The following is a 23,142-nucleotide window of genomic DNA, read 5'->3' as shown; positions in this document are numbered from 1 at the left end:
GGCGGCGAGATCACGCCGGTTCCCCTGACCTCAAGATCGCCGCGAGATCCGCGTTTCGGCCCTCAGGAGGGCGAACACCCGGATCTCGTGACGATCAACGGTGGGCGTCCAGCCACCCCCGCAGGTCCGACAGCGGACGCTCACGCTCAGGCTCGTTGTAGATCTCGTGCCAGAGACCCTCGTACCAGCAGACCGTCCGGTCAGGGGAGCCGACGTTCCCCTCCAGCAGCCGGGAGCCGGACGGATCCACGAGCCCGTCCAGAGTGCCGTGCTGGATCAGGACGGGGAGCCGCAACTCGCGGGCGCGCTCCGGCAGCACGGCGAACTGGCCGTACAGCGCCGAGGACAAGCCGAGGGTCGGGCGGCCGTGGTGCACCAGCGGATCGGCCAGATAGGCCTCGACGACGGCGGGGTCCTTGCTGATCTTGGTGAAGTCGATCCCGGCCGGGCGCAGGGTGGGGGCCACCTTCGCGAATGCCATCAGGACGGGCACGGCGGCTCGGGGCAGCGCGTTGGAGGCCAGCGCGGGGGCCGAGAGCACCAGACCCCTCAGCGCCTGCTGGTGCTCCAGCGCATACGCCAGCGCGATCTGCCCGCCCATGCTGTGGCCGAGCAGGAACATCGGCAGCCCCGGGTGGCGGGTGACCACCAGGCGGCGGAAGGTGTCCAGGTCGGCGAGCCAGTCGTCGTAGCGGACGAGGTGGGCACGGCGGCCACCGGAGCGCCCGTGGCCGCGGTGGTCGATGCCGTAGACCGCCCACCCGTGAGGGACGAGCGCATCCTCGACATAGCCGTAACGGCCCGAGTGCTCGCCGAGACCGTGGCACACCAACAGCACGCCCGTGGGGGCTCCCGCAGGCAGGCGGCCTTGCCAATAGAGCTCGACATCGCGCAGCCCGCCCAGCCGTCCCTCGACCCGCCCCGTCCGTTCCGGGGCGTCGAGCCCCTCGCTCACAGCTGCCCGATCGGGAACTCGTCGTCGTCCGGGCTGTACGCGGCCTGCACGCCGGCCGGCTCCATCTCGACGTCGTGGCGTAGGTCGGCCTCGTCGGGCACCTCGAGCAGGACGGCGATCGGCTCGCATCCGGCGGCCACGACGGACAGGCCGTACTCACCCGCGGCGATGTCGCCGATCCGGTACGAGCCGTCCTCGTCGGTGTCGGCCGAGTCGACGATCTCGCCGTCCTGCACCAGAGTGACGCGCGCACCCGCGATCGGGCCGTCCTCGCCGTGCACCGACCCGTACAGCGACGCCGACCGCACCAGCAGCACGTCGGCCTCGATGGGCGCGTCGGCCACGGTGATCGCCGCAGCGCCGGGCTGGTGGCCGCGGGCGGTGCAGACGAGGACGTAGCCGCCGGGTGCGGGTGCCCGCACCTCGCCGCGTCCGTCGGGCCCGGCCTTGTCCTCCGCGACGGTGCGCCCCTTGTCGTCGAGCAGCATCACGGCGACCCCCTCGGCGGGGACGCCTCCGCGGCGCATGGCACGGAACCGGACGGGCTGCTCGGCTCCGGGAACGGGTTCGGGAGAGGGGTCCTGCTGGCTCATCAGCGACACCACCGGGGCGCTGTCCGGCCGCAGGCTCGGGTCGGCGTAGCCGAACGTCCGTAACAGAGCGAGGTCGGCGGCGGCCTGCTCGGCCGCCCGCTCGTCGGCCGACTGACGGCTGCGCGAGGTCACGGTGCGGTCCACGCCCGGGGAAGCGGACTCGCCTGCCGGTCGTTCGGCAGGGTTCACCGAGGTGGGCGGCACGGGACTGCGCGGGGGCTCCGCAGTGGACCGATCGGCCGGGTCGGCCGTGGTGAGCCCCGCCACAACGGAGCCAGCAGTGGACGGGGAGGACTCGGCAATCGAATCGGGCCGAGAAGACCGAGCCGTGCCGGGAACAGCGGCAGAAGGGCCGGCGGCCCCGCCGACAGAAGGCTCCGCCGCAGCGGAGCCGGCGGCAGACGATTCGGCATCAGCAGATCCGGCGCCGAAGGACTCAGCAGAACGCTCGCTGACGGAGGACTCGGAAGACTCCGCCGGAGCGGGGCCGGCGGCAGAAGACTCGGCAGCGGGAGACCCGGCGGCCTCGACAGCGGGAGACCCGGCGGCCTCGGCTGCGCTGTCGGCACCGTTGGCGCGGCCGGACGGCTCCCGACGGCTGTCGGTTCCGGCTGCCGCCGCGCCGAACCGCGGGTCGGGCATCGGCTGTGCCGGCTCGGCCCGGGCGTCCTCCTCCGCGTCGACGTCGGCCCAGTCGGCCCACCCGGCCCAGTCCTGCGAGCGCGGGCCCGAGGAGCGGTCGGTCGGCGTCTGAGGCGACAGCAGGCGCAACGGGACGATCTCCACCGACTCAGGCGCCCGCCACGCCCCGGGCTCGCCGCCGCCGGAGACCATCCGGGCCGCACGGCCCCACGGCGTGTCGTCGACGGTCGGGACGAGTCCGGTGGAAGGCTCCGCCGTGGACCGAGCTTGGTGCGGAACATCGACCGCGGGCGCCGGGGGTTCGGGCGGCGCCACCGCTCCGGGTGCCGCAGCGCTCCCGGTGTCGCCCGTCGGCGGAGCGACGGGCGGGGGCACGTTCGGTGCCGCGATCGGCGGAATCATGTTCATGACGGGGAGAACCGTGGCCGACCCGGCAACTGGGGCATCCCGGCCAGTGGTTCCTGCCCCGACAGCGGCGGGAACCGCAGCCTCGGTGCTCTCGGCACGTAGCTTGACGAGGTCGGCCACAGTCTTCGGGCGATCCTTGGCGGCGGGTCGGCCGCGGCGGAGCAGGACGAGACCGACGATCACGGCGGCGATGGCCACTGCGATCAGACCCAGCGTGCTCATTCGGCAGTCTCCGCTCCGTCACCACCCGCCCCCCGCGACGGGCCGATCATGCGGCCCGGGACCACTGTGGACGTACGTGCGGTGCGGAACCGGGCGAACAGCTCGCAGCTCAGGAACCTAGCACCCCCGGGAAGCCCTGATCGGGTAACGGTGGTGGGTTCGTTACCACCCGTAATCCCATCGCGATGTGTTCAGCACGGACGTGCATGCTGGATCTCCCCCGTATCGGGGTAGATCCAGAGCGCTGGGGGAACGGAGCGGTGTGGACACTGAGCTGAGGGAGTTGGCCGCCGCACACGGTGTGGCTACGGAGTATCGGGACGGTGAAAGGCGGCCGGTGCAGGTCGATCCGGAGGTCGTCGTCCGGGTGCTCGGTCTGCTCGATGTGGATGCCGTCACTCCCGAGGCACGGGAGGCCTCGCTGGCGGCGGCGCGGACGGCCGCAGCAGCCGGGAGGCTCCCCGACACGATCGCCGCACGCACCGACGGCCCGCGCGCCCTGCCCGGCCCCGGCGTGCTGGTCGACGAGTTCGGCGCGCGGCGGGAGGTCACCGAGATCCCCGCCGGTTTGGAGCCGGGCTGGTACCGGCTCGAGACGGACGACCGGGAGGTGACCGTGGTCGTCGCCCCGCCCGCGCTCGAACCCGCCCCACGGGCCTGGGGCTGGATGCTGCAGCTGTACGCGCTGCACTCGGCGGGCTCATGGGGCATCGGGGACCTCGGCGACCTGCGCGAGTTCACGGCCTGGACGGGAAGCGAGCACGGCGCGGGGGCGGTGCTGCTCAACCCGCTGCACGCGATCACCCCCGTGCCACCGATTCAGCCGTCGCCGTACACGCCGTCCAGCAGGCGCTTCGGCACACCGCTCGCGCTGCGGATCACCGACCTGGAGGCCTACCGACGCGCCGACGGGCCCACCCGCGCGGAGGTCGACGCGCTGCGCCCCGAGACGGCGGGCGGGCGGATCGAGCACGACCGGGTCTGGGCGGCCAAGCGCGCCGCGCTCGAGCTGCTCTGGCGTTGCGAAGGCCGTCCCGAACCACATGACGCGGGCGCGGACCTGTGGGAGTTCGCCACGTTCTGTGCGCTCGCGGAACGGTTCGGCGGCCGGTGGAGCCGGTGGCCGGAGGAGCTGCGGCACCCGGACGCGCCCGGCGTCGCCGCCATGCGCAAGGAGCTCGCGCCACGGGTGGCGTTCCATGCCTGGGTGCAACAGCAGGTGCAGGCCCAGCTCAGCGGGGTTCGGGAAGCCGCACGGGCCGAGGGGGTGCGGGTGGTGCACGACCTGGCCGTCGGATGCGATCCGGAAGGTGCCGACGGGTGGGCGCTGCAGGACGTGCTCGCGCTCGGTGTGCGGGTCGGCGCTCCACCGGACGCGTTCAGCCAGCAAGGGCAGGACTGGGGGCTGCCGCCGTGGCGGCCGGACCGGCTCGCCGCCACCGGTTACGCCGCCTACCGCGACCTGCTGCGCGCGCTGCTCCGCCAGGCCGACGGGCTGCGGATCGACCACGTGGCCGGGCTGTGGCGGCTGTGGTGGGTGCCGCCCGGCGAGTCCCCGGACCGCGGCACCTACGTGCACTACGACGCCGAGGTGATGCTCGCCGTGCTCACCCTCGAGGCTTACCGTGCGGGCGCCCTGGTGATCGGTGAGGATCTCGGCACCGTGGAGCCCGAGGTCACGCAGGGGTTGGCGGAGCGCGGGATGCTGGGCTCCTCGGTCCTGTGGTTCACCCGCGATCTCGACGCGCCCGGCGAGCCGCTCCTGCCGCCGGACCGGTGGCCCGAGGAGTCGGTGGCCACGGTGTCCACGCACGATCTGCCGACCGCTGTGGGCTTCCTGCGTGGCGAGCACGTGCGGGCGCGCGCCGAGCTGGGCCTGCTCGACGACGTGGCGGCGGAGGAGGCCAAGGCGAAGGTCGACCGGCTGGAGCTGGTGGAGCTGCTGCGCGCGGAGGGGCTCGTCACCGGTGAGGACCCCGGCGAGGACCAGCTGGTGGTCGCGATCCACGCGCTGCTCGCCCGGAGCCGGTCGCGGCTCGTGCTCGTCTCGCCCTACGACGTCATCGGAGAAGTGCGCCAGCCCAACCTGCCGGGCACGGTCGACCAGTACCCGAACTGGCGGCTGCCGCTGCCGGTCTCCCTCGAGGAGCTCCGCGAGGACCCCCGTGTGCGGGTGGTGGTCGATCAGCTGCGGCTGCGCCGTCCGTGAGTGAATACGGGCTTCCGGAACATTTCGTACGACCCCACGGAGGACGGATGCCGGCAGACGAGATCAGCCGGGAGACGCGCATCGCGGCACCCCCGCAACGGGTCTGGGACGTCGTCACGCGGGCCGAGCACGTCTCGCGCTGGTTCGGTGACGCCGGGGCCGAGATCGACCTCCGTCCCAGCGGGCTGATGCGGGTGCGCTGGGCCGAGCACGGCACGGCCGTCTGCCGGATCGAGAAGGTCTCCCCGATCGATCTGTTCAGCTTCCGCTGGGGCCGCGAGGTCGACGCCGAACCCGAGCCCGGCAACTCGACGCTGGTGGAGTTCCGGCTCTTCCCCGACGGGGACGGCACGCGTCTGGTCGTCACCGAGAGCGGCTTCTCCACGCTCGACGACACGCCGGAGGGGCGGGCCCGCTACCGCGACGGGAACGTGGAGGGCTGGGCCCACGAGGTCGGCAAGCTCGTCGCGTACATCGCCACGGTCGACGCCTGAGCCGCGAACGCGCTCGCAGAAAGCGCCACGGCAGGCCATCATCGGGGCGTGGAGTCGACCCGAATGGACCGCTGGCTGTGGGCGGTGCGGCTGACCAAGACCCGCCCGGACGCCGCCGCGGCCTGCCGTGGCGGGCATGTGCGGGTGAACGACAAGCCGGCCAAGCCGGCCACGCCTGTGCAGGCCGGCGACGAGGTACGCGCTCGGGTGCACGACACGACGCGGATCGTGGAGGTCGTGCGCGTGATCCAGAAGCGGGTGGGAGCCGCCGACGCCGCCACCTGTTTCATCGACCGCACCCCGGCTCCCCCGCCGGAGGCGGCGATCCCGGTGGCCAGGCGCGAGCGCGGGGCCGGGCGCCCCACGAAGCGCGAACGACGTGTCCTCGACCAGTTCCGCTCAGGGGCACTGTAGCGGCACGAGCGGTCAGGACACCGGCTCGACCTGCACCACCGGCTTCGGCGCCCGTTCGCGCAGCCCGAGCGCGGTGACCGACACGACCACGACGGCCAGTCCGAGCCACTGCGTCGGGCTCAGCTCGGTGCCGAGCAGACCGACCCCCAGCAGCGCCGCGGTGACGGGGAACGCGAGCTCGGCCAGCGTCGCGCGGGCGGCGGCCGTGGAGCGCAGCCCGATGTAGTACAGCGTCAGCCCGAGCAGGCCGGGGATGAGGGCCAGGAGCACCAACGGGCCGAGCTGCGCCGGCGTCACGACGACCGGCGCGCCCTGGGCCGCGAGCACGACCGCGCTGGCGGGCAGCCCGATCGCGAACCGGAGCACGGTGACGTCTCGGCTGGCGATGCGCACGCTGACCATCCGGCCGAGGACCGTGCCGACGGCCCACAGCGCTGCCGCGGCCACCGACAACAGCGCGGCTGCGGCCGCCCGAGGTGCTGCCGAGAGCGGATCCGCGAACGCCATCAACCATGCCCCGGCGAGCGCGGGCACGGCGAACAACCAGTACCGGCGGCGCATGCGTTCCCCGAGCAGCAGTGCTGCCGCCACGACGGCGATCACCGGCTGCAGCTTCTGCAGCACGAGCGGCGTGACGGGATCGCCGAGCTGGAAGGCCTGCGTGAACAGCGCCGTCGCGAGCGCGGAGGCGCCGGCTCCGATCAGGACCAGAGCGGTGCGCTCCTTCGGCGTGGCAGCCCGGAAGGCCCGCGCCGCGGAAGGCAGGAACGGCACCAGCACCACGACGATCAGCAGGTGTTCCCAGAACACGATCGTCGCTGCCGGGAGCTGCCCGGCGAGCGGCTGACGGAGGAGTCCGTCGGTACCCCACAGCGCCGCCGCGACGGCGATCAGCCAGGTCCGGTCGGGCACGGCTGCACGTTGATCCACGTCCGCCCCAACGCATGCGGGACGCGATCCATACCGACGGACCGGTCATCCGTCACCGGAGGGGCCCGGCAACCTCGCTGTGGGGTCAGACGATCGTCAGATCGTCGTCGAGGCCGGTGATCGCCAGCAACTGCCGGCAGCGAGGCGTGGGCCCGACGAGGCGGAATCGCCCCGCTTCCGCGCGCAGGCGATGATCGCAGCGGACGAAGGCGCTCAAGCCCGCGGCGGCGACGAACGTCAAGCCGGAGATGTCGAGGGCGATGTCGCAGTACCCGTGGCCGCGCAGCCGTTCCAGCTCGCGCTCGAGGTGAGGCGCCGTGAGCATGTCCAGCTCACCGACGGCGCGCACGCTCGCCCGTGGAGGTGCGCCGGTGATCTCGAGCGCGAACCACGAGTGGTCGACGGCCGGTGGCCGTGACGAGACCTGCACGGGCGCGACCCCCTTCCCCGACAGCGCCCGGCCGCGGTGCGGTCCGGCGACTGTTGAAGGGTCCGACAGGTTTCGAACCGTACCGCAGCGCGTGTGGGAGACGCGGCGTCCGATTGGGCGCTCCCGGCACCGGGTAAGCCAGGGCTGTTTACCGGAGATCCTGCCCCGGATCTTCGCACCGTGGCACGGATGCCGACCCGGGAGTGATCGATGTCTGCGGCCGCACGACCGGAACCGCTGAGGTTGCGCCTCACCGGATCGGCGCTGCCGTTTCAGCTGTCATCGGTGCGCAGCCGCGTAGCCGCGTGGGCGGAGAGCCTCGGCGCACCACCCGAAATGGTGGACGACCTGGTGCTGGCCACGCACGAGGCGCTGGCCAACATCGCCGACCACGCTTACGCCGACAGAGCCGACCTCGACGGCCGGACCGAGTCGGCCTTGCTGGACGCGGAGCTGACGACGGGCGGGGAGATCGTGGTGATGGTGCGCGACGAGGGGCGGTGGAGGCCGCCGCCGGCCGATCCGGGATGGCGTGGCCGTGGCCTGCTCATCATTCGCGGGCTCAGCGATGACGTCGAGATCGTTCACGACGCGTCGGGCACCAGGGTGCAGATGCGCTGGCGGCTGCACAAAGCCGCTGATTTCCTGAAGCAGCAGGAGCACGGCCCCGGGTGAACGGGCCGCGGCAAAACGAACGGGCGGGGGCCGATCGGCCCCCGCCCGTCATTGGTTTCCCGTAGGTCAGCCGGTGACCGGGAGGGAGGCGTCCATGACCTGCGGCGCGGGGGCAACGCCCACCGCCGCGACCTCGGTGGCCGCATCGGCGTCGCCGTTGTCGTCGCCGTTGTCGTCGCCGTTGTTGCCGTCGCCGTCACCGTTGCCGTCGCCGTCACCACTGCCGTCGCCGTCACCGTCGCCGGCGCTGCAGGTGGCCGAGCCGACAGTGATCGTCTGCACCGGGCGGGACGGGTCGACCTGAACGCCGAGGCCCTCGGTCACGCCGTTGACGAGGTCACCCACGGTGTTGACGGTGGGCAGCTCGGTGCCGAGCAGGCCGGTCAGCTCCGGGAGTGCCGCGCGCTCGTCGTCGGTGAGCACCCGGTCCAGGTTCTCGCCGGCGCCCGGCAGAACCGTGAGCTCGATGCCCGTGACGGTGAGGGAGCCGTCCTCGTGACGAACCTGGTCGTTGAGGGTCAGCTTCACCAGCGGCGAGACGTCCAGGACCTGGCTGGGAACGGGCGTCTCGGGCAGGTCGCGGCCGAGGAGCGTGCCGCGCACGATCTCCATGCCGCCGTCGCCGTCCTCGCAGTAGGTACGCACCAGGTCGGCGCGCAGCAGCTGCAGGAGGTTGAGCTTCGTGACCGAGGTCTCCGAAGCACCACCCCGGGCCTCGGCGGTCAGCACGCCGACGCCGATGGCGCTCTGGTTCTCACCCAGCACGTCCCCGATGCCCGCGAGCTGGTTCTCGGCCGCGTTGCCGTCGGGCGACTCCACGTAGGAGATCGGGTCGATGTTCAGAAGACCGGAGGCCGACAGCGCGTAGGCGGAGTCAGATGCAGCCTCCTGCGCAACCGCAGCGGTCGAGCCGAGGAGCAGAGCCGTCACCGCGGTGGCGGCGGTGAACGCCGCCGCACCCGCGCCGGCGAGCTTCTTCGTGTTCACAGTGGTGCAAACCCCTCAATCTTCGTTGATCATCACGAGGGTGCCGAGCGGCACCCTGGTCAGTTGGTCCAGAGCGTCCGGTGGCACCCGGATACAGCCATCGCTGGTCTCGGTGCCGTAGACGTCGTCGGTAGGCCAGGTGTGGATGGCGACGGTTCCGGGACCGCCACCGAAGGTGTCGTGCGTCGGGCTGTGCGTCCCGAGCGGGAGGATCACCGGTGAGTAGCTCTGCTTGGCGTCCTTGAACGCGCCGAGCAGGAAGGTGCGGCCAGCCGGCGTAGGAGCGGACTCCTTGCCGATGCCGACCGTCCACTCGCCGACGACCTTGTCGTCGCGCAGCAGTTCGAGCTTCTTGGACTCGAGGTGCACATTGATGAGGTAGGGCGTGTTTGCACGCTCCACGTCCTGCGAGCGCAGCCAGCCCGTGGAACCGTTGGGCTTCGACGGCAGCAGGACCTGCACCCAGCCCTGGTCCTCACCGATCACGGGGAGCCAGGTGTCGCCGATCTGCGTCGTCTCCATCCGGGCGACGGCGCGCCCGTTCGGGGCATCGTGCACGGGCGTCTCCCGGATGGGGTGCACGACGATCCCGCTGGTCTTGGCGTCGACCGCGTTGTCCTGAGGAGCACCGTCCACTGTGGTGTAGGTGCTGCTCAGAGGGAGCTCGCCGGCGGCGGGTGCGACTTCGCCCGCCGCGATGCCGGACGGTGATCCGTCAGGCGGGCCGCTCAACGCGGCGAAGCCGATTACCGCAGCCAGGATCACGACAACGCCCACGATCGCCCCGATCAGGAGCGGCTTGCGGGACGTGCGTGGTCGATCTTCGGGTGGCGCCACCTGATGTGGCGAGGTGTGCTGTGGCATAGGACCCAAACCGTGCGAATCAGACATGGATGGCCGCGTCCGGGTGACACTCGATCGAGGGACCCCCGGCTACAGCGCGCGCAACGTACAAACGAGACAGACGCCAACCGGGTTACGACCAAGATTTTTTTTCACGTTCCGTCTAACAGACGGCTACATAAAGTGAGCAGACGTTGCTCAGTCCGGGTGGATCTCGCGGAGCGAGAAATCCTCGATGTCGAGCACGAATCCGCGGATGACGGTGTCGGGGAGCACGAAGGGATCGCGCCGCAGCCGAGCCATTCCGCGCCCGACGTCGACGGCGGGGTCGGCGAAGGTGCCGATGCGCCACGGCGGGAGCATTCCCGCGTCCTGCGCGAGCTCTTCGGAGAACTCGGCGTCGGTGAACGAGGCGAGCCCGCACCGGGTGTGCTGGACCACCAGCACCTCACGGGTGCCGAGCTTGCGCTGGCTGATCGTCACCGAGCGCACGACGTCGTCGGTGACGACTCCGCCCGCGTTCCGCAGGGTGTGCACCTCGCCGACGGCCAGCCCGAAGAGCCCGAGCACGTCGATGCGGGTGTCCATGCACGTCACGACGACTGTGTGGAGAGCAGGAACGGAGCCCAATCCCTGCGCCGCCGACGCGGCGAGCCGGCCGCCGTCTGCCGCGTGCCGCCTCAGCAACTCCTCACCACTCACGGGCAGGAGACTAGGGGCCGGACCGTCGCCGCGCATGATCAACGTCCCCACCCGGGCACACGAGTCGCCCGATCCACACGCGATCTCCGGTGCACCCCGCAAGATGGGCCCGTGACGAGAAGCATCCATCCGATGACGCTGGTGAAGTTCCGTCCGGCCGCGCTGCCCGGGACGGGCGCATGAGGGCCGCCGTACTGCGGGAGCCCGGCAGCCCGCTTCAGGTCGAGAACGTGGAGCTGGACGACCCGCACGCCGGCGAGGTCCGGGTACGGGTGGAGGCGGCCGGGGTCTGCCACACCGAGCTGCACTACATGTCGGGGGACATCCCCTGCCCGCTCCCGATCGTGCTCGGTCATGAGGGCTGCGGGATCGTGGAGGAGATCGGAGCAGGCGTCGACGCCGTTGCCGTGGGCGATCGGGTGGCCTTCACCTGGCGCCCGCGCTGCGGCTTCTGCGAGTTCTGCATCACCGGCCGTCCTGTGATGTGCATCTACGGCCGGGTGCAGGCTCGCAGCGGAGGCCTGATGGACGGCACCTCCCGCCTGCGCCGCGGTACCGAGCAGCTGCATCACTTCCTCGGCGTCTCCTGCTTCGCCGAGCAGGCGGTGGTCTCCCAGCGCGCCGTGGTGCGTGTGCCCGACGACGTGCCGCCCGCCGTGGCCGCCGTCGCGGGCTGCGCGGTGATCACCGGTCTCGGTGCGGTGGTGAACGTGGCAGGCCAGGTGGCGGGAAGTCCGTTGCTTGTCATCGGCGCGGGCGGCGTCGGGCTCTCGGCCGTGATGGGCGCGACGCTCGTGGGAGCCGATCCCGTGGTGGTGGTCGACGTGGCCGCCGACAAGCTGGCGCTTGCACGGCAGCTCGGCGCCACCCACACCGTCGACGCGTCGGCGCTCGATGCGGCCGGGGTGGTGGCCGCCGTCCAGGATCTGACGGGTGGGGGCGCCGAGGTTGCCGTCGATGCGGTCGGCGCGCCGCAGACGCTGCGCCAGGCCTTCTCCGCGCTGCGACCCGGCGGCACCGCGATCGCCGTCGGCCTCGCGTCGGTGGACGCCACCGCTGCCGTGCCGATCAACGAGCTGGTTCAACAGCAGAAGCGCCTGGTGGGAAGCCTGTACGGCTCGGCCAACCCACCCGTCGACCTGCCCCGGATCCTCTCCCTCTACAGCTCCGGACGTCTCCCGCTGGACGCGCTGCTCGGCGGGCGGCACTCCCTCGACGAGGTTGGCGAGGCCTACCGCGCGCTGGGCTCGGGCGCCACGGGTCGGGCCGTCGTGATCCCCACGGAAGTCACGGCCGGGTAGGTCACGAACAGAGCGCCGATCTCAGGGGCCCTCCAGCCGGCAGTCGTACCGTGCGTCTGCCTGCGAGCGGCACCCGGCGGCCGTGACCTTCCACCCGTCACTCGTCAGGGTCAGGAACACGGTGTCGCCGACGAGCTGTACCTGGGCCTGGTCTCCCGACACCGTCGACGAGACCACCGCGCCCCTGGGCAGCGAGAGCTGCGACATCGCCTGCACGCACGACTCGGCCTGCCGGCCCTCCAGCGCCGAGGCCGTGGCGGGCGCGAGCATCTGGCACCGGGCGGACGGGTCGGCCCCCGCGAACGCCGACGCCACCTGCTCGACCTCCGGTGGCTCGAGGCCTGCGCATGCGGACAGGAGCAGTGCGGCGGCCGCCGTCGCCGCGGCACGCATGAATCCTGGTGCCCGGCCGCTGGGCCTGGCAGCGCCGTGCCCCGGCCCGTCCGCCGGCAGAACCTTCACTCCCGCCAGGGTGCCGCGTGATGTCGTACTCGTGCTCAGACCGGACCCGGCGACTGGTCCCTCCGGTCCGGGCCCTCTCCGTCGGTACGCGCCAGCGCCGTGGCCGCCCGGTCGAGGAGCAGCGTTCGCTCGCGCCCGTTCGCGGTGAGCGCTGCCGCGCGCGCGAACTCCACATGGGCCTCGCCGTGGCGGCCCAGCTTCACCAGCAGGTCACCGCGGACGCTGGGCAGGAGGTGATAGCGCGCGAGGGCAGGATCGCCGCCCACCAGATCGAGCAGTTCGAGCCCCGCGGTGGGGCCGTAGGCCATCCCGACGGCGACGGCCCGGTTCAGCTCCACTACTGCCGACCGCATGATCTTCGCGAGGATGTCGTAGAGCGCAGCGATGCGGACCCAGTCCGTGTCGGCAGCGGTGAGCGCCCGGGCGTGGCAGGCGGCGATCGCGGCCTGCACCGCGTACGCCCCGTGCTCCCCGCGCCGGTCGCCCAGCTCGTCCGCACGCGACAGCGCCGCCAGGCCGCGGCCGATGAGAACGTGGTCCCACCGGGAGCGGTCCTGGTCGAGCAGCAGGATCGGCTCCCCCGTCGGCCCCACTCGCGCCCTGATCCGCGACGCCTGGATCTCCATCAGCGCGACGAGCCCGTGCACCTCGGGTTCGTCCGGCGCCAGCCCCGCCAGCACCCGGCCGAGCCGCATCGCCTCCTCGCACAGGGAGGGACGGATCCAGTCCTCCCCAGCGGTAGCCGAGTACCCCTCGTTGAACACCAGGTAGACGACCTCGAGCACGGACGGCAGCCGCTCCGCGAGCTCGTCGCGCGCGGGCACCTCGAACGGGACGGCAGCCTCCGCCAACGTCCGCTTGGCCCGGGAGATCCGCTGCGCCACGGTCGGCTCCGGCACCAGGAACGCCCGCGCGATCTCCTTGGTCGTCAGACCGGCGAGCACCCGGAGGGTCAGCGCGACCCGTGCGTCGGTGGAGAGCACGGGGTGGCAGGCGACGAACACGAGGCGCAGAAGGTCGTCGTCGATGTCGCTGTCGGCGGCGGTCTCGGCCCCGAGATTCCGCACGTCCATCGCCTGCCGCACCTCCAGATCGCGGCCCAGCTCGACGATCTTCTGCCCGAGTCGCACGTCCCGGCGGACCAGGTCCACCGCCCGGTGCTTGGCGGTGGCCGTCAGCCACGCGCCGGGATTGCGCGGTACTCCGTCCCGCGGCCACTGCTCGAGCGCGGCGACGAGTGCGTCCTGTGCGATCTCCTCGGCGAGCCCGACATCACGCACGATCCGGGTCAGGCGGGCGATGAGCTTCGGCGACTCGATACGCCAGATCGCCTCGATCGCACGGTTCGCCGGGGTTCCCGTCACGGTGCCCGATCAGAGCATCGTGACGGGACGCCCGGCAAGGAGCCCGTCAACCGACCTGTTCGCCGTGGAGGCGCTTCGCCCGGTCCAGCGCCCATTTCCGAGAGCTCATCGGGCTTCCTCCGGCACGGCACGGCGCGCCTCGCCGATCGCGTCCTGGTCGTCGAACTCGGCGATGCGCCGGACCTCGACCACGGCCTCCTCGTCACCCTGCACGGCGAACTCGACCGGGCACCGGGACGCCCACTCGATCGCCTCTTCCCGCGACGAGACCTGCAGCAGGTAGTAGCCCGCCACCAGCTCCTTGGACTCGGCGAACGGCCCGTCCACCACCTTCCGGCTCCCGCCGGAGTAGATGACCCGTGCCCCCGACGCCCCGCTCGGCTCCAGCCCCTCGCCCGCGAGCAGCACCCCGGCCTTGTGGAGCTCCTCCCCGTACTTCTGCATCGCGCCGATGAGCTCGTCGCTCGGGCGTGCGTCGGCGCCCGGGTCACCCTTCAACAGGAGCATGAACCGCATCTTGTGCCTCCTCGATGTCCGCTCGTGCGGAGCCGGGATTCCGGCTCCACCCCTGCGTCGAACGAGGTGGCTCGACTTCGACAGACCTCCGGAGATTCTTTTGCAGGGCGCCCCTACGCCTCGGTCTCCTCCGCCAGGACCGCCCAGACCGACTTCTCTCCGTCGACCGTGGTCACGCCCCATTCGCTGGACACCGCCGCGACCACCTGCAGCCCCCGCCCCCGCGCCGCCGTCACGTCCACGGGCTGCAGCTCCGGCAGCTGCCGCGGCGCGAAGTCCCGCACGGTGATGCGCAGCCCGTCATGATCACGGCTGAGGATGAGGACGCACGGCGTCTGCGCGTGGTCCACCGCGTTCGCGACGAGCTCCGTGGCGACGAGGAGGGCGTCGTCGCACGTGTCGTCGTCCACCCGCCAGTCGCGGCAGGCCACCCGGACCGTCTCCCGTGCGGCTCTGGTCGAGCCGAGCTCCGCGGGCAGCGTCCGATGCCGAACCCGCCCGTCCAGCCCGCCGTTCGCCACCACGAAGTCGGCTTACCCAGCCGCCGGTCGGCACAACCGATTCTCCCACTCGTGGGATCTGTCGGCCGAATGCCGGAAAGGTGCGGGCAACGGGCGGACACGGATGTCCCCACCAGTAAGCATCTACTTATCGGGCTTCCGATGCTGTCGTACGCTCAACGGACAGGACGCCCCTGACGTGCGGATACGAGAACGAGGCTGCGGTGGGCGCTGATGACGAGCAGGCACGGATCGCGCCGGTCCAGGACGCCGGAGACCTGGACCGGCTGGCCGCCGTGGCGCGCTACGAGATCCTCGACGCGCCACCCGATGGCGCCTTCGACCGCATAGCGGCGCTGGCCGCGCGCTGGTTCCACGCACCCATCGCGACGGTCACGATCGTCGACAAGGACCGCGTCTGGTTGACGGCGGCGCACGGGCTCGAGGGAGTCCGCCAGCTCGGCCCGGAGCCGGCGCTCTGTGCGTCCGCGGTGCTGCCGAAGGCGCCCTACGTCGTGAGCGACGTGCTGCTCGACCCACGGGCCTCCGACAACCCTCTGGTGCGTGCGGCGATGGGGGTGCGCTTCTACGCCGCGGCCCCGATCGTGACCCGCGACGGGCACCGGCTCGGCACGATCAACGTGCTCGACGTCGAACCGCGTGAGGTCACGGCTGCAGGCCTGGCGGCGCTGCAGGACCTCGCCGAGATCGTCATGGACCAGCTCGAGCAGCGCCTGTCCGCGCTGCGCACGGTACGGGCGGAGCGACAGCTGCGCAGGCAGGCCGACGAGCATCGGGCTGAGATCGAGCAGTTCGCGGGCACGCTCCAGCGCACTCTGCTGCCGCCGGCGCTGCCCGAGGTGCCGGGCCTGGAGCTGGCCTGCCACTACCACACCGCCTCGGCCCGGGACGTCGGCGGCGACTTCTACGACGTGTTCGCGCTGCCCGACGGACGGTGGGCGTTCTTCCTCGGCGACGTCTGCGGGCACGGGGCACCGGCCGCGGCGCTGACCTCGATGACGCGCTACAGCCTGCGTGCGGCCGCCCTCCACGATCCGGACCCGATCCGGGTGCTGTCGGAGGTGAACGGCGTACTGCTCCAGGACCCCGCCACCGAGAACCGGTTCGCCACGGTGATCTACGGAATCGTGGAGGAGGACGCCGGAGTGCCGGACGGCGTCCTCGTCACCCTCGGCACCGGCGGTCACGAACCGCCGCTCCGGCTCCGTGCCGGGAAGCAGGGGCTCGACGTCGGCTGCACCTCTGCCGTCGAGGCCGGGCCCCGGCGCGTGGGGATGCTCGTCGGCGCCGTGCCCGATGCGTACTTCATGACGTGGCGGCTGACGCTGCGGCCGGGCGAGACGCTCCTGCTCTACACGGACGGGCTCACCGACACCGCGGTCGGGGGCGAACAGCTCGGCCAGGACGGCGTGGCCAGGCTGCTCAGCAAGGGGCGTGGTTGCGCAGCCGCCGATGTCGTCAGGGACCTCGTGGCGAACATCGCCGGGTTCGATCCGCCACCCCGCGACGACATCGCGCTGCTGGCGCTCGGCGTTCCAGGCGGTTGATCGCAGTCACCCGGAACGCACGCGGAGCAGCGCCCAGACCGTCTTCCCGTCGGGATGGTCGGTGACCCCCCATTGCTGGGCCACAGCGTCGACGACGTGCAGGCCACGGCCACCGTTTCCGCCGATGACGCGGGGACGCGGCCGGGGAGCGTCTCCGGGACGGTAGTCGCGGACCTCGAGCCACAACCCCCGATGATCCAGGCCGATGCGCAGCCGGCTCGTGCTTTCAGCGTGCACGACCGCGTTGGTCACGAGCTCGCTGGCGACGAGTGCGGCATCCTCGTACAGGTCCACCGCGCCCCAGTCCAGGCACACGTCGGACAGGAACATCCGCGCCGCACGAGGTGCTCCTGAATGCGCCGGCAGCTCCCGGGCGCGTGTGACGCGGTCGGGCCTCTCGAGCACGCGACGTTCAGCGTCGGCGCGGGTGCGCACGACCGGGACCGTCCGCTGAACGTGCAGAGCCCGCAGGTTCGAGCTCATCCAGTCATCCGCCCCGAAGAGCACCAGCCGGGCGGCGGGCCAGCCGCCTGCGTCGGTCAGCACTGACGGGAAGACCTGCACGGCAGGCTCCCATTCGAGCCGGATCCGGGACAGGTCGATGAGGAGACGCTCGTGGTCGGCGAGCAGCTTGATCAACAGCCGCCGCACGTCCGCCATCGTGCCGAGGCGCAGGACGCCCGTCAGCTCGACGAGTGCGTGGTCGTCGCGCACCTCGAGGCGGTTGAGGATTCCGCTCACCACCACGCCACCGACCTCCTCCCGCGGAGGATAGGCGAAACCGGTGCATTCCGGGCAGGTCGACTCCAGCCGGTCTTCGACTGCCTGCGCGATCACCGCGCCCGTCCTCGCCGCCCGCGTCGCGAGCGTCCGCGCCGAGGTCATTCCCCGTCCGGCCGCGACGCACCCCTCCGCCGTGTGCCGATCGCCGCCGATCTCGGGCTACGGTGCCCGACCGTGATCGGACCGGACTTCCTCCAGGCAACCCGGGCGTCCTACGACGCCGTGGCCGACGGCTACGCCGAACAGTTCCGCGAGGAGTTGGCGAGCAAGCCGCTCGACCGCGCGCTCCTCGGCTGGTTCGCCGAGCTCACGCAGGCCGCAGGGCCGGTCGCCGACCTCGGATGCGGACCAGGCAGCGTCACGGCGCACCTGAACGCCCTGGGGCTACCGGCGTTCGGGATCGACCTGTCACCGGAGATGGTGGCGGTCGCCCGGCGGCTGCATCCGGGTCTGCGGTTCGAGGTGGGCTCGATGCTCACCCTGGACCTGCCCGACGGCGGCCTCGCCGGCATCACGGCCTGGTACTCGACCATCCATGTGCCGGACGAGCGGCTGCCGGAGGCGTTCGCCGAGTTCCACCGCGTGCTGGCCCCGGGTGGGCACGTGCTGCTCGCCTTCCAGGTGGGCGACGAGCCGGTACACCGGACGGAAGGACTGGGTCACGCGCTGTCGCTCGTCTTCCACCGACGCCGCCCGGATCACGTCGCCGAACTGCTGACCCTGGCCGGGCTGTCGATGCGGGCCACCATCCTGCGCGAACCGGAGGACTACCGGGGAGGCGTGGAGAACACGCAGCAGGCCTACCTGCTCGCCCGCAAGCCCGCGTGACCTGGTGCCTGTGATCACGGCACCGTCACCGGTGCTGGTCGGCCTCGCGCGGCGTCAGCGCGGAGGCCGGGACGAGTGCGGCCAGATGCTCCGCGACGACGGCGCCGTACGAATCGCAGACCGCGAAGTTGACCTTGCCGAACCACCGGCCGTCGACGGCACGGGCCCACCACTTCAACAGTCCGGGCACGCGGCCGGTGGCGACGAGCCATCCGCCGGGTGGCGGATCCTCGGCACCGGCGACCGAGTCGTCCGCCGGGCCGTAGAACGCCGACAGATCCACCCAGACCGGCCGGTCCAACGGCTGCGGCGGCCTGCCCGTGGTCGACGCCCACGACTCGTACACGGCTTCCCTCCACCGACGATGATCGACGGCCGGGGGAAGCGGCCAGCTGATGCGTGCCAGGATCGCACGCCGGCCGGGACGTACCGCGTCAGCGTGGCCGCAGCGCCTGCATGATTTCCGCGGCGCGGTCGGTGGCCGCCGCGACCGGGGCGTCGGGGTTGCCGATCGCCGGATCCCAGTTGAGGTCGTAGAAGACGTCGGTGAGGCCCTGCTCGCCCAGCCAGGCGGCGTCCTCACGGATCTTGTCGGCCGGGCCGGACAACCGTTTGTCCGGCGGGCCGTCCAGACGCACGACTCCGCGGCACACGAACCGGAGGGCCGATGGGTCCCTACCGGCCTTCTCCGCGGACTCGCGGATGGTGGCGATGTCCTTGCTGATGAGGTTCAGGTCGGTGGCGCTGGCGCTGACCCACCCGTCGGCGATGCGGCCGACGCGGGCGAGGGCAGCGGGCGCCTTGCCGCCGAGCAGGACCGGCGGACCGGGGCGCTGAACCGGCTTGGGCTCCATCCGGCTCGGCGACACCGTGTAGAACTCGCCGTCGAACCGGCTCACCTCGTCGTCCCACAGGGTGCGGAGAACCTCCAGGTACTCGACGGTCCGGGGCCCCCGCCGCTCCATGGACGCACCGGCGGCCGCGAACTCCTCGGCCGACCACCCCAGCCCGAGACCGAGGTCGAGCCGTCCCCCGGACAGCAGGTCGAGCGTCGCCGCCTGCTTCGCCATGTAGGCCGGGGAGAGGAACGGCAGGTTGATCACCGCCACTCCGAGACGCACCCGCGACGTGCGTGCCGCGAGGAACGCCAGCGCCACCGTGGGGTCCAGCACGCTCTGGTACACCGGCGCCAACTGCTGGTTCTCGCCGACGAGGAGACGCTGGAACGTCCACAGCGACTCGTAGCCGAGCTCCTCCGCCTCGGCTCCGAACCGAGCAAGGTTCTCCGGGGTGGCCCACGCGCCGGAGATGGGCGCTCCAATACCGATCTGCACGTGCCGAACCTAACGCGCGTCGCTCGACAAGGCAGGAGATCGGCGTCACCTCCATCTCCCAGGCGGGCGGCACGGACGCATGACGCGGAATCGGCTTGCGGCCGAACCGCGAGACGTGCCCATGCCGCCGCGGGAGTGCGCGGTTACCGCGCGAGCCGTGCCACCAGCCTCTCGGACACCTCCGGCCACTCCTCGGCGATCACCGAGTAGACGACGGTGTCGCGCACCGTGCCGTCGGGGCGGATGCGGTGGCCCCGCAGCACGCCCTCCTTCTGCGCGCCGAGACGCTCGTTGGAGCGCTGGGACGCCTCGTTGCGGATGTCGGTCTCCAGCGACACCCTGTTGGCGCCGAGCTCCTCGAAGGCATGGCGCAGCATCAACAGCTTCGACTCGCTGTTGAGCGGGGTGCGCTGCCACTGCTTGCCGATCCAGGTGTGGCCGATCGAGAGCACCCGGTGGTTCGCGTCGATCTGGTAGAAGGACGTCGTACCGGCCACCTCCCCGGTCTTCGCGTCGACCTGTGCCCAGGCCAGGCGACTGCCGTCGGTGAGGATGCTGTCCACGAGCTTGCGCATCCCCCCGACGTCCTCGGGTTGGCGGGCGGCGAGCCAGGTCCAGATGGCGGGGTCCGAGCCCGCCTCATGGAGACCTTCAGCATGTTCGGGGGCGAGGGGCTCGAGCACGACGTGCTCACCGGACAACGTCGGGCGGTGCTTCCAGGCGTCGGTCACGGCCGCGACGCTACCGCATACTGTATGCGGTATGGTAGCGATCAGCGCAAACTCGGCGCGCCCGGCCCCGAACTGCGAAGTCCATCGCCGCCGACTCGTCTTCCAGATGGGCGCAATCACGTACCGCAATGTGGGCGTTTCGGAAGGATCCGTACGCACCGACTTGCACTACTCAATTCGGCGGCGTGCACTGGATGTACGAGCTTCACCGGGCCGCAGGCCCAGCCCCGTCGGGAACAGCGTGGCTCCGAGAACCAGCAGGAAGGCCACGATGCCCGTTCGAGTCGTCGCACACTGGTACTGCGCGTCCTGTGACGTGGAAGGCCGGGACGCAGCCGTCGAGCCGAGGTGCTGGAACTGCGACAGCACCGTCACCGTCACGGCTCAGCCGTCGGTGGAATGGGCCGGTGATTCACACCTGGCCGGTCGGACACCGATCGACGGCGGCGGGGCCACCGCGGCCTGAGCCGTTACGGCCCGGCCTCCGCCGTGGGCCACGACCTCGGTGAGGCTGCCTCCGGCAACGTGCCGCTACGCCGGTTGCCCGGCAGTCCCGCGGAGCGCGCTCACTCGTCGGCCATCCGGCCCGGGAAACGGCGGGTCGGCGCCTCCCCGGCCGCGGTGCACGCGAGCCTCGGGCACCATCCACCCGACGTGGTGCTGTACCGGCGCCGACCGGCCGGCGGGATCCGATCACCATGGAGGGTCCCGTCCGCGGCCCAGTGGAGGAAGTCCTCCTCCCAGGGCCGGTCGAGCAGCTCCCGCCGCTGCTCCAGCTCGTTCAAGTTGCAGAACGCAGTGCGGACCCTGTCGATCAGGTCACGAACCCGCCCGGCCATCGTCGTCATCCCTTCCAGAGCGTCGAATCGCTACGTCAAGGCTGCCGCGACGCGACTCCCCAGGGAACTGGCAGGACTGACTATCGGCGTAAGAATTCTGCCAAGATCCCGGACTGCTCTATCACGGCCACGTCAGCACTCACCCATTCGCCCGCCCGGCCTAAGGCCGCTCACCGGAATGCGAACGAGGAAGCCCCTCCTCCTTCAGCCGCGCACCGGCGATCAACGTGTTGTGCGTCACACTTCGTGATGAGTGCGGCCGGTGGCCGAACCCCGGGCCTTCCGCACTGCGGCGACGGGTTCGACCTGGTACGGGGCAGCGACGGGCGCCGACGGACCTACTGAGCGTGACGATGCACGTCGTTCCGCCCCTCGGTCGAGTGGACTTCGGGGATGTAACTCCGACGGCTTTGCGCCGTTTGAGTAACGGGGACGTCTTTCCTGGTTTCGGTCGTTCCCACGATGGGGGGAAAGTGATCGAGCTCGAGGCCGTCTCCAAGCTCTACCGCACAGGACCGATCAAGGTTCATGCGCTGAGCGCGGTCGACCTGAAGATCGACGAAGGCGACCTCGTCGCGATCATGGGCCCGTCCGGATCGGGCAAGAGCACGATGATGAACATCCTCGGCTGCCTGGACGTGCCGACGTCCGGCAAGTACATGCTGAACGGGATCGACGTCAGCAGGCTCAAGGAGAACCGGCTCGCCGAGATCCGCAACCAGCAGATCGGGTTCGTCTTCCAGTCCTTCAACCTCATCGCTCGGACCTCGGCGGTGCGCAACGTCGAACTGCCGCTCGTCTACGCGGGGGTCGGCCACCGGAAACGCCGGGCGCGGGCTCGTACGGCGCTGGAGCGGGTGGGGCTCGGTGAGCGCCAGGGCCACATGCCCAACGAGCTGTCCGGCGGCCAGCAGCAGCGCGTCGCGATCGCCAGGGCTCTGGTCACCGATCCGGCGATGATCCTGGCCGACGAGCCGACCGGCAACCTGGACTCGGCGTCCACCGTCGAGATCATGAAACTGCTCGTGGAGCTGAACGACACGGGACGCACGGTCGTGCTGATCACCCACGAGGACGAGGTCGCCGAGTTCGCCAAGCGGGTGATCGAACTGCGCGACGGCAAGATCGTTCGCGACGTTCGCAACGGCGTGCGCAACGGAGTCGGGGCCGATCGATGAACCTGCTCGAGACGGCCCGGATCGCGATGCGCGGTCTCCGGGCCAACCGGCTCCGCTCGGCGCTCACCACGCTCGGCATCGTCATCGGCGTGGCGGCGGTGATCATCCTCGTCGCCCTGGGCAACGGCATCCAGTCCGGCTTCAACGACATCTTCGGATCGCTGGCCACCCAGATCACCGTGAACCCGACCCAGGGCAGCGCGCCGAGCGGCGGACGCGCCCGGGATCTCACCGACGCCGACCTCGAGGCGCTTCAGGACTCCGCGAAGGCGCCCAACGTCGAGTCCGTCACGCCGGTCGTCGGCGGCACCGGGCTGCTCCAGCTCGTCGGCGGTGGCCAGTACCGGACGTCGATCGTCGGCACCACCGCCGACTATCTCGAGGTCAACGACCGCGACCTGCAGGTGGGCCGGAACTTCAACGAGTCGGAGGTCCGGACGAAGGCCAAGGTCGTGATCCTCGGCCCGAACCCGGTCAACGAGCTCTTCGGCGGCGCCCCGGCCACCGCGCTGGGCAAGGAGATCCGGATCGGCCGCACGATCTTCCGGGTCATCGGGGTCGCGGAAGTCAGCGGCCAGCAGGACGACGTGGCGATCATGCCGCTGGGGGCGGCGCGCAGCTATCTCCTCGGCGGCGGCGACAGCCTGAGCAGCATGATCGCCAGGGCCGACTCCGTGGCAACGGTGCCGGCGGCCACCGAGCAGATCACGAACATCCTCTCCGCCCGGCACGGCATCCGGGAGCCGGCCGAACGTGACTTCAACGTCCAGGCACTGCAGAGCCTGCTCGACCAGTCCTCGCAGTTCCTGACGTTCCTGACGCTGTTCACCGGTGCCGTCGCGGGCATCTCGCTCGTCGTCGGCAGCATCGGCGTCGCGAACATCATGCTGGTCACCGTCACCGAGCGGACCCGGGAGATCGGCATCCGCAAGGCGATCGGCGCCCGCCGCGGGGTGATCCTCCAGCAGTTCCTTCTCGAGTCGATGTTCCTGAGCGGGCTGGGCGGCCTGGTCGGGATCCTGATCGGCGTCGGCGCATCGCTCGCGGGTGCCGCGGTGCTGCCCCAGCTCGTCCCGGACTTCCCACCACCCGTCGTGTCCGTCGGCTCGGTGGTCCTCTCCTTCTCGATCAGCTTGCTGATCGGCCTCGTCGCCGGCGGCTATCCGGCGAACCGCGCGGCACGGCTGCGCCCCATCGAGGCCCTCCGCTACCAGTGAACGTGACCATGGCAGGA

General features: G+C 71.4%; 26 protein-coding genes. 10 read left to right on the top strand and 16 right to left on the bottom strand.

All coding sequences use genetic code 11. The annotated features are described in order from the left end of the window. Window positions 1-94: 94 nt before the first annotated feature. Window positions 95-955: an alpha/beta hydrolase gene (locus tag MMF94_RS19295; RefSeq protein ID WP_241038401.1), complete on the bottom strand. Its 861-nt coding sequence runs from the start codon at window positions 953-955 to the stop codon at window positions 95-97. Next, on the bottom strand, window positions 952-2,820 hold the full coding sequence (locus MMF94_RS19290; protein WP_241038400.1) for a carboxypeptidase regulatory-like domain-containing protein: 1,869 nt from the start codon (window positions 2,818-2,820) through the stop codon (window positions 952-954). The genes MMF94_RS19295 and MMF94_RS19290 overlap by 4 nt, the downstream gene beginning before the upstream one ends. A gap of 262 nt (window positions 2,821-3,082) precedes the next feature. Between MMF94_RS19290 and malQ the strand changes: the two genes are divergently transcribed. The 3 genes from malQ (at window position 3,083) to MMF94_RS19275 (ending at window position 5,937) form a co-directional block, all read left to right on the top strand. Then, window positions 3,083-5,029 (top strand): 4-alpha-glucanotransferase, encoded by a 1,947-nt coding sequence (gene malQ / locus MMF94_RS19285; protein WP_241038399.1) that lies wholly within the window; start codon window positions 3,083-3,085, stop codon window positions 5,027-5,029. 47 nt (window positions 5,030-5,076) lie between these two features. After that, window positions 5,077-5,523, top strand: a complete 447-nt coding sequence (locus MMF94_RS19280; protein ID WP_241038398.1) for an SRPBCC domain-containing protein — start codon at window positions 5,077-5,079, stop codon at window positions 5,521-5,523. Window positions 5,524-5,586: 63 nt separating this feature from the next. Then, the gene (locus tag MMF94_RS19275) at window positions 5,587-5,937 is read left to right on the top strand and encodes an RNA-binding S4 domain-containing protein (protein ID WP_425564001.1); all 351 of its coding nucleotides are present in this window, start codon (window positions 5,587-5,589) and stop codon (window positions 5,935-5,937) included. A 12-nt stretch (window positions 5,938-5,949) separates the two neighbouring features. Here the strand turns inward: MMF94_RS19275 and MMF94_RS19270 are convergent, their stop codons facing one another. Continuing rightward, window positions 5,950-6,849 (bottom strand): DMT family transporter, encoded by a 900-nt coding sequence (locus MMF94_RS19270; protein ID WP_241038396.1) that lies wholly within the window; start codon window positions 6,847-6,849, stop codon window positions 5,950-5,952. 103 nt (window positions 6,850-6,952) lie between these two features. After that, window positions 6,953-7,297 (bottom strand): STAS domain-containing protein, encoded by a 345-nt coding sequence (locus MMF94_RS19265; RefSeq protein WP_241038394.1) that lies wholly within the window; start codon window positions 7,295-7,297, stop codon window positions 6,953-6,955. Window positions 7,298-7,507: 210 nt separating this feature from the next. Between MMF94_RS19265 and MMF94_RS19260 the strand changes: the two genes are divergently transcribed. After that, window positions 7,508-7,972 (top strand): ATP-binding protein, encoded by a 465-nt coding sequence (locus MMF94_RS19260; RefSeq protein ID WP_241038392.1) that lies wholly within the window; start codon window positions 7,508-7,510, stop codon window positions 7,970-7,972. 66 nt (window positions 7,973-8,038) lie between these two features. Here MMF94_RS19260 and MMF94_RS19255 read toward each other — a convergent pair whose 3' ends face one another. From MMF94_RS19255 to MMF94_RS19245, 3 genes are all read right to left on the bottom strand, one after another. Next, the gene (locus MMF94_RS19255; RefSeq protein ID WP_241038390.1) at window positions 8,039-8,959 is read right to left on the bottom strand and encodes a choice-of-anchor P family protein; all 921 of its coding nucleotides are present in this window, start codon (window positions 8,957-8,959) and stop codon (window positions 8,039-8,041) included. A 15-nt stretch (window positions 8,960-8,974) separates the two neighbouring features. Further along, complete coding sequence (locus MMF94_RS19250) at window positions 8,975-9,736, bottom strand: L,D-transpeptidase family protein (protein ID WP_241038389.1); 762 nt, start codon at window positions 9,734-9,736, stop codon at window positions 8,975-8,977. A 264-nt stretch (window positions 9,737-10,000) separates the two neighbouring features. Then, a complete protein-coding gene (locus MMF94_RS19245; RefSeq protein ID WP_241038387.1) occupies window positions 10,001-10,504 on the bottom strand; it encodes a beta-class carbonic anhydrase in 504 nt (167 codons plus the stop codon). A gap of 179 nt (window positions 10,505-10,683) precedes the next feature. Between MMF94_RS19245 and MMF94_RS19240 the strand changes: the two genes are divergently transcribed. Continuing rightward, window positions 10,684-11,805, top strand: coding sequence for a zinc-binding dehydrogenase (locus tag MMF94_RS19240; RefSeq protein ID WP_241038385.1), 1,122 nt, complete (start codon window positions 10,684-10,686; stop codon window positions 11,803-11,805). A gap of 21 nt (window positions 11,806-11,826) precedes the next feature. Here MMF94_RS19240 and MMF94_RS19235 read toward each other — a convergent pair whose 3' ends face one another. From MMF94_RS19235 to MMF94_RS19220, 4 genes are all read right to left on the bottom strand, one after another. Beyond that, entirely contained in the window at window positions 11,827-12,267 is a 441-nt protein-coding gene (locus tag MMF94_RS19235; protein WP_241038383.1) for a hypothetical protein, read from the bottom strand. A gap of 35 nt (window positions 12,268-12,302) precedes the next feature. Further along, window positions 12,303-13,631, bottom strand: a complete 1,329-nt coding sequence (locus MMF94_RS19230) for an RNA polymerase sigma factor (protein WP_241038381.1) — start codon at window positions 13,629-13,631, stop codon at window positions 12,303-12,305. Window positions 13,632-13,736: 105 nt separating this feature from the next. Continuing rightward, complete coding sequence (locus MMF94_RS19225) at window positions 13,737-14,147, bottom strand: YciI family protein (protein WP_241038379.1); 411 nt, start codon at window positions 14,145-14,147, stop codon at window positions 13,737-13,739. Between the two features lie 113 nt (window positions 14,148-14,260). Beyond that, on the bottom strand, window positions 14,261-14,671 hold the full coding sequence (locus MMF94_RS19220; RefSeq protein ID WP_241038377.1) for an ATP-binding protein: 411 nt from the start codon (window positions 14,669-14,671) through the stop codon (window positions 14,261-14,263). Window positions 14,672-14,871: 200 nt separating this feature from the next. Between MMF94_RS19220 and MMF94_RS19215 the strand changes: the two genes are divergently transcribed. Next, a complete protein-coding gene (locus MMF94_RS19215) occupies window positions 14,872-16,215 on the top strand; it encodes a PP2C family protein-serine/threonine phosphatase (protein WP_241038375.1) in 1,344 nt (447 codons plus the stop codon). Window positions 16,216-16,221: 6 nt separating this feature from the next. Here the strand turns inward: MMF94_RS19215 and MMF94_RS19210 are convergent, their stop codons facing one another. Beyond that, complete coding sequence (locus tag MMF94_RS19210; RefSeq protein ID WP_241038373.1) at window positions 16,222-17,052, bottom strand: ATP-binding protein; 831 nt, start codon at window positions 17,050-17,052, stop codon at window positions 16,222-16,224. A gap of 120 nt (window positions 17,053-17,172) precedes the next feature. Between MMF94_RS19210 and MMF94_RS19205 the strand changes: the two genes are divergently transcribed. Then, the gene (locus MMF94_RS19205; protein ID WP_241038372.1) at window positions 17,173-17,826 is read left to right on the top strand and encodes a class I SAM-dependent DNA methyltransferase; all 654 of its coding nucleotides are present in this window, start codon (window positions 17,173-17,175) and stop codon (window positions 17,824-17,826) included. Between the two features lie 25 nt (window positions 17,827-17,851). On the opposite strand, the gene MMF94_RS19200 is transcribed toward MMF94_RS19205, so the two are convergent. The 3 genes from MMF94_RS19200 to MMF94_RS19190 form a co-directional block, all read right to left on the bottom strand. Next, on the bottom strand, window positions 17,852-18,172 hold the full coding sequence (locus MMF94_RS19200) for a hypothetical protein (protein WP_241038371.1): 321 nt from the start codon (window positions 18,170-18,172) through the stop codon (window positions 17,852-17,854). Between the two features lie 88 nt (window positions 18,173-18,260). Continuing rightward, on the bottom strand, window positions 18,261-19,160 hold the full coding sequence (locus MMF94_RS19195) for a TIGR03619 family F420-dependent LLM class oxidoreductase (RefSeq protein ID WP_241038370.1): 900 nt from the start codon (window positions 19,158-19,160) through the stop codon (window positions 18,261-18,263). Window positions 19,161-19,303: 143 nt separating this feature from the next. Beyond that, a complete protein-coding gene (locus tag MMF94_RS19190) occupies window positions 19,304-19,891 on the bottom strand; it encodes a GNAT family N-acetyltransferase (RefSeq protein WP_241038369.1) in 588 nt (195 codons plus the stop codon). Window positions 19,892-20,162: 271 nt separating this feature from the next. Between MMF94_RS19190 and MMF94_RS19185 the strand changes: the two genes are divergently transcribed. Continuing rightward, window positions 20,163-20,357, top strand: coding sequence for a hypothetical protein (locus MMF94_RS19185; RefSeq protein ID WP_241038368.1), 195 nt, complete (start codon window positions 20,163-20,165; stop codon window positions 20,355-20,357). A 100-nt stretch (window positions 20,358-20,457) separates the two neighbouring features. Here the strand turns inward: MMF94_RS19185 and MMF94_RS19180 are convergent, their stop codons facing one another. Further along, window positions 20,458-20,730, bottom strand: a complete 273-nt coding sequence (locus MMF94_RS19180) for a hypothetical protein (protein WP_241038367.1) — start codon at window positions 20,728-20,730, stop codon at window positions 20,458-20,460. 473 nt (window positions 20,731-21,203) lie between these two features. Between MMF94_RS19180 and MMF94_RS19175 the strand changes: the two genes are divergently transcribed. Both MMF94_RS19175 and MMF94_RS19170 read left to right on the top strand, forming a co-directional pair. Beyond that, window positions 21,204-21,908, top strand: coding sequence for an ABC transporter ATP-binding protein (locus MMF94_RS19175; RefSeq protein ID WP_241038366.1), 705 nt, complete (start codon window positions 21,204-21,206; stop codon window positions 21,906-21,908). After that, window positions 21,905-23,125 carry an ABC transporter permease gene (locus MMF94_RS19170; protein WP_241038365.1) on the top strand — a complete coding sequence of 407 codons (1,221 nt, stop codon included), beginning with the start codon at window positions 21,905-21,907 and terminating at the stop codon, window positions 23,123-23,125. The genes MMF94_RS19175 and MMF94_RS19170 overlap by 4 nt, the downstream gene beginning before the upstream one ends. The last annotated feature ends 17 nt before the right edge of the window (window positions 23,126-23,142 follow it).

It is taken from the genome of Pseudonocardia alaniniphila (assembly GCF_022524485.1).
Lineage (GTDB): Bacteria > Actinomycetota > Actinomycetes > Mycobacteriales > Pseudonocardiaceae > Pseudonocardia > Pseudonocardia alaniniphila.
The sequence above is the reverse complement of the archived record's forward strand: the minus strand, read 5'-3'. Positions and strand labels throughout refer to the sequence as shown.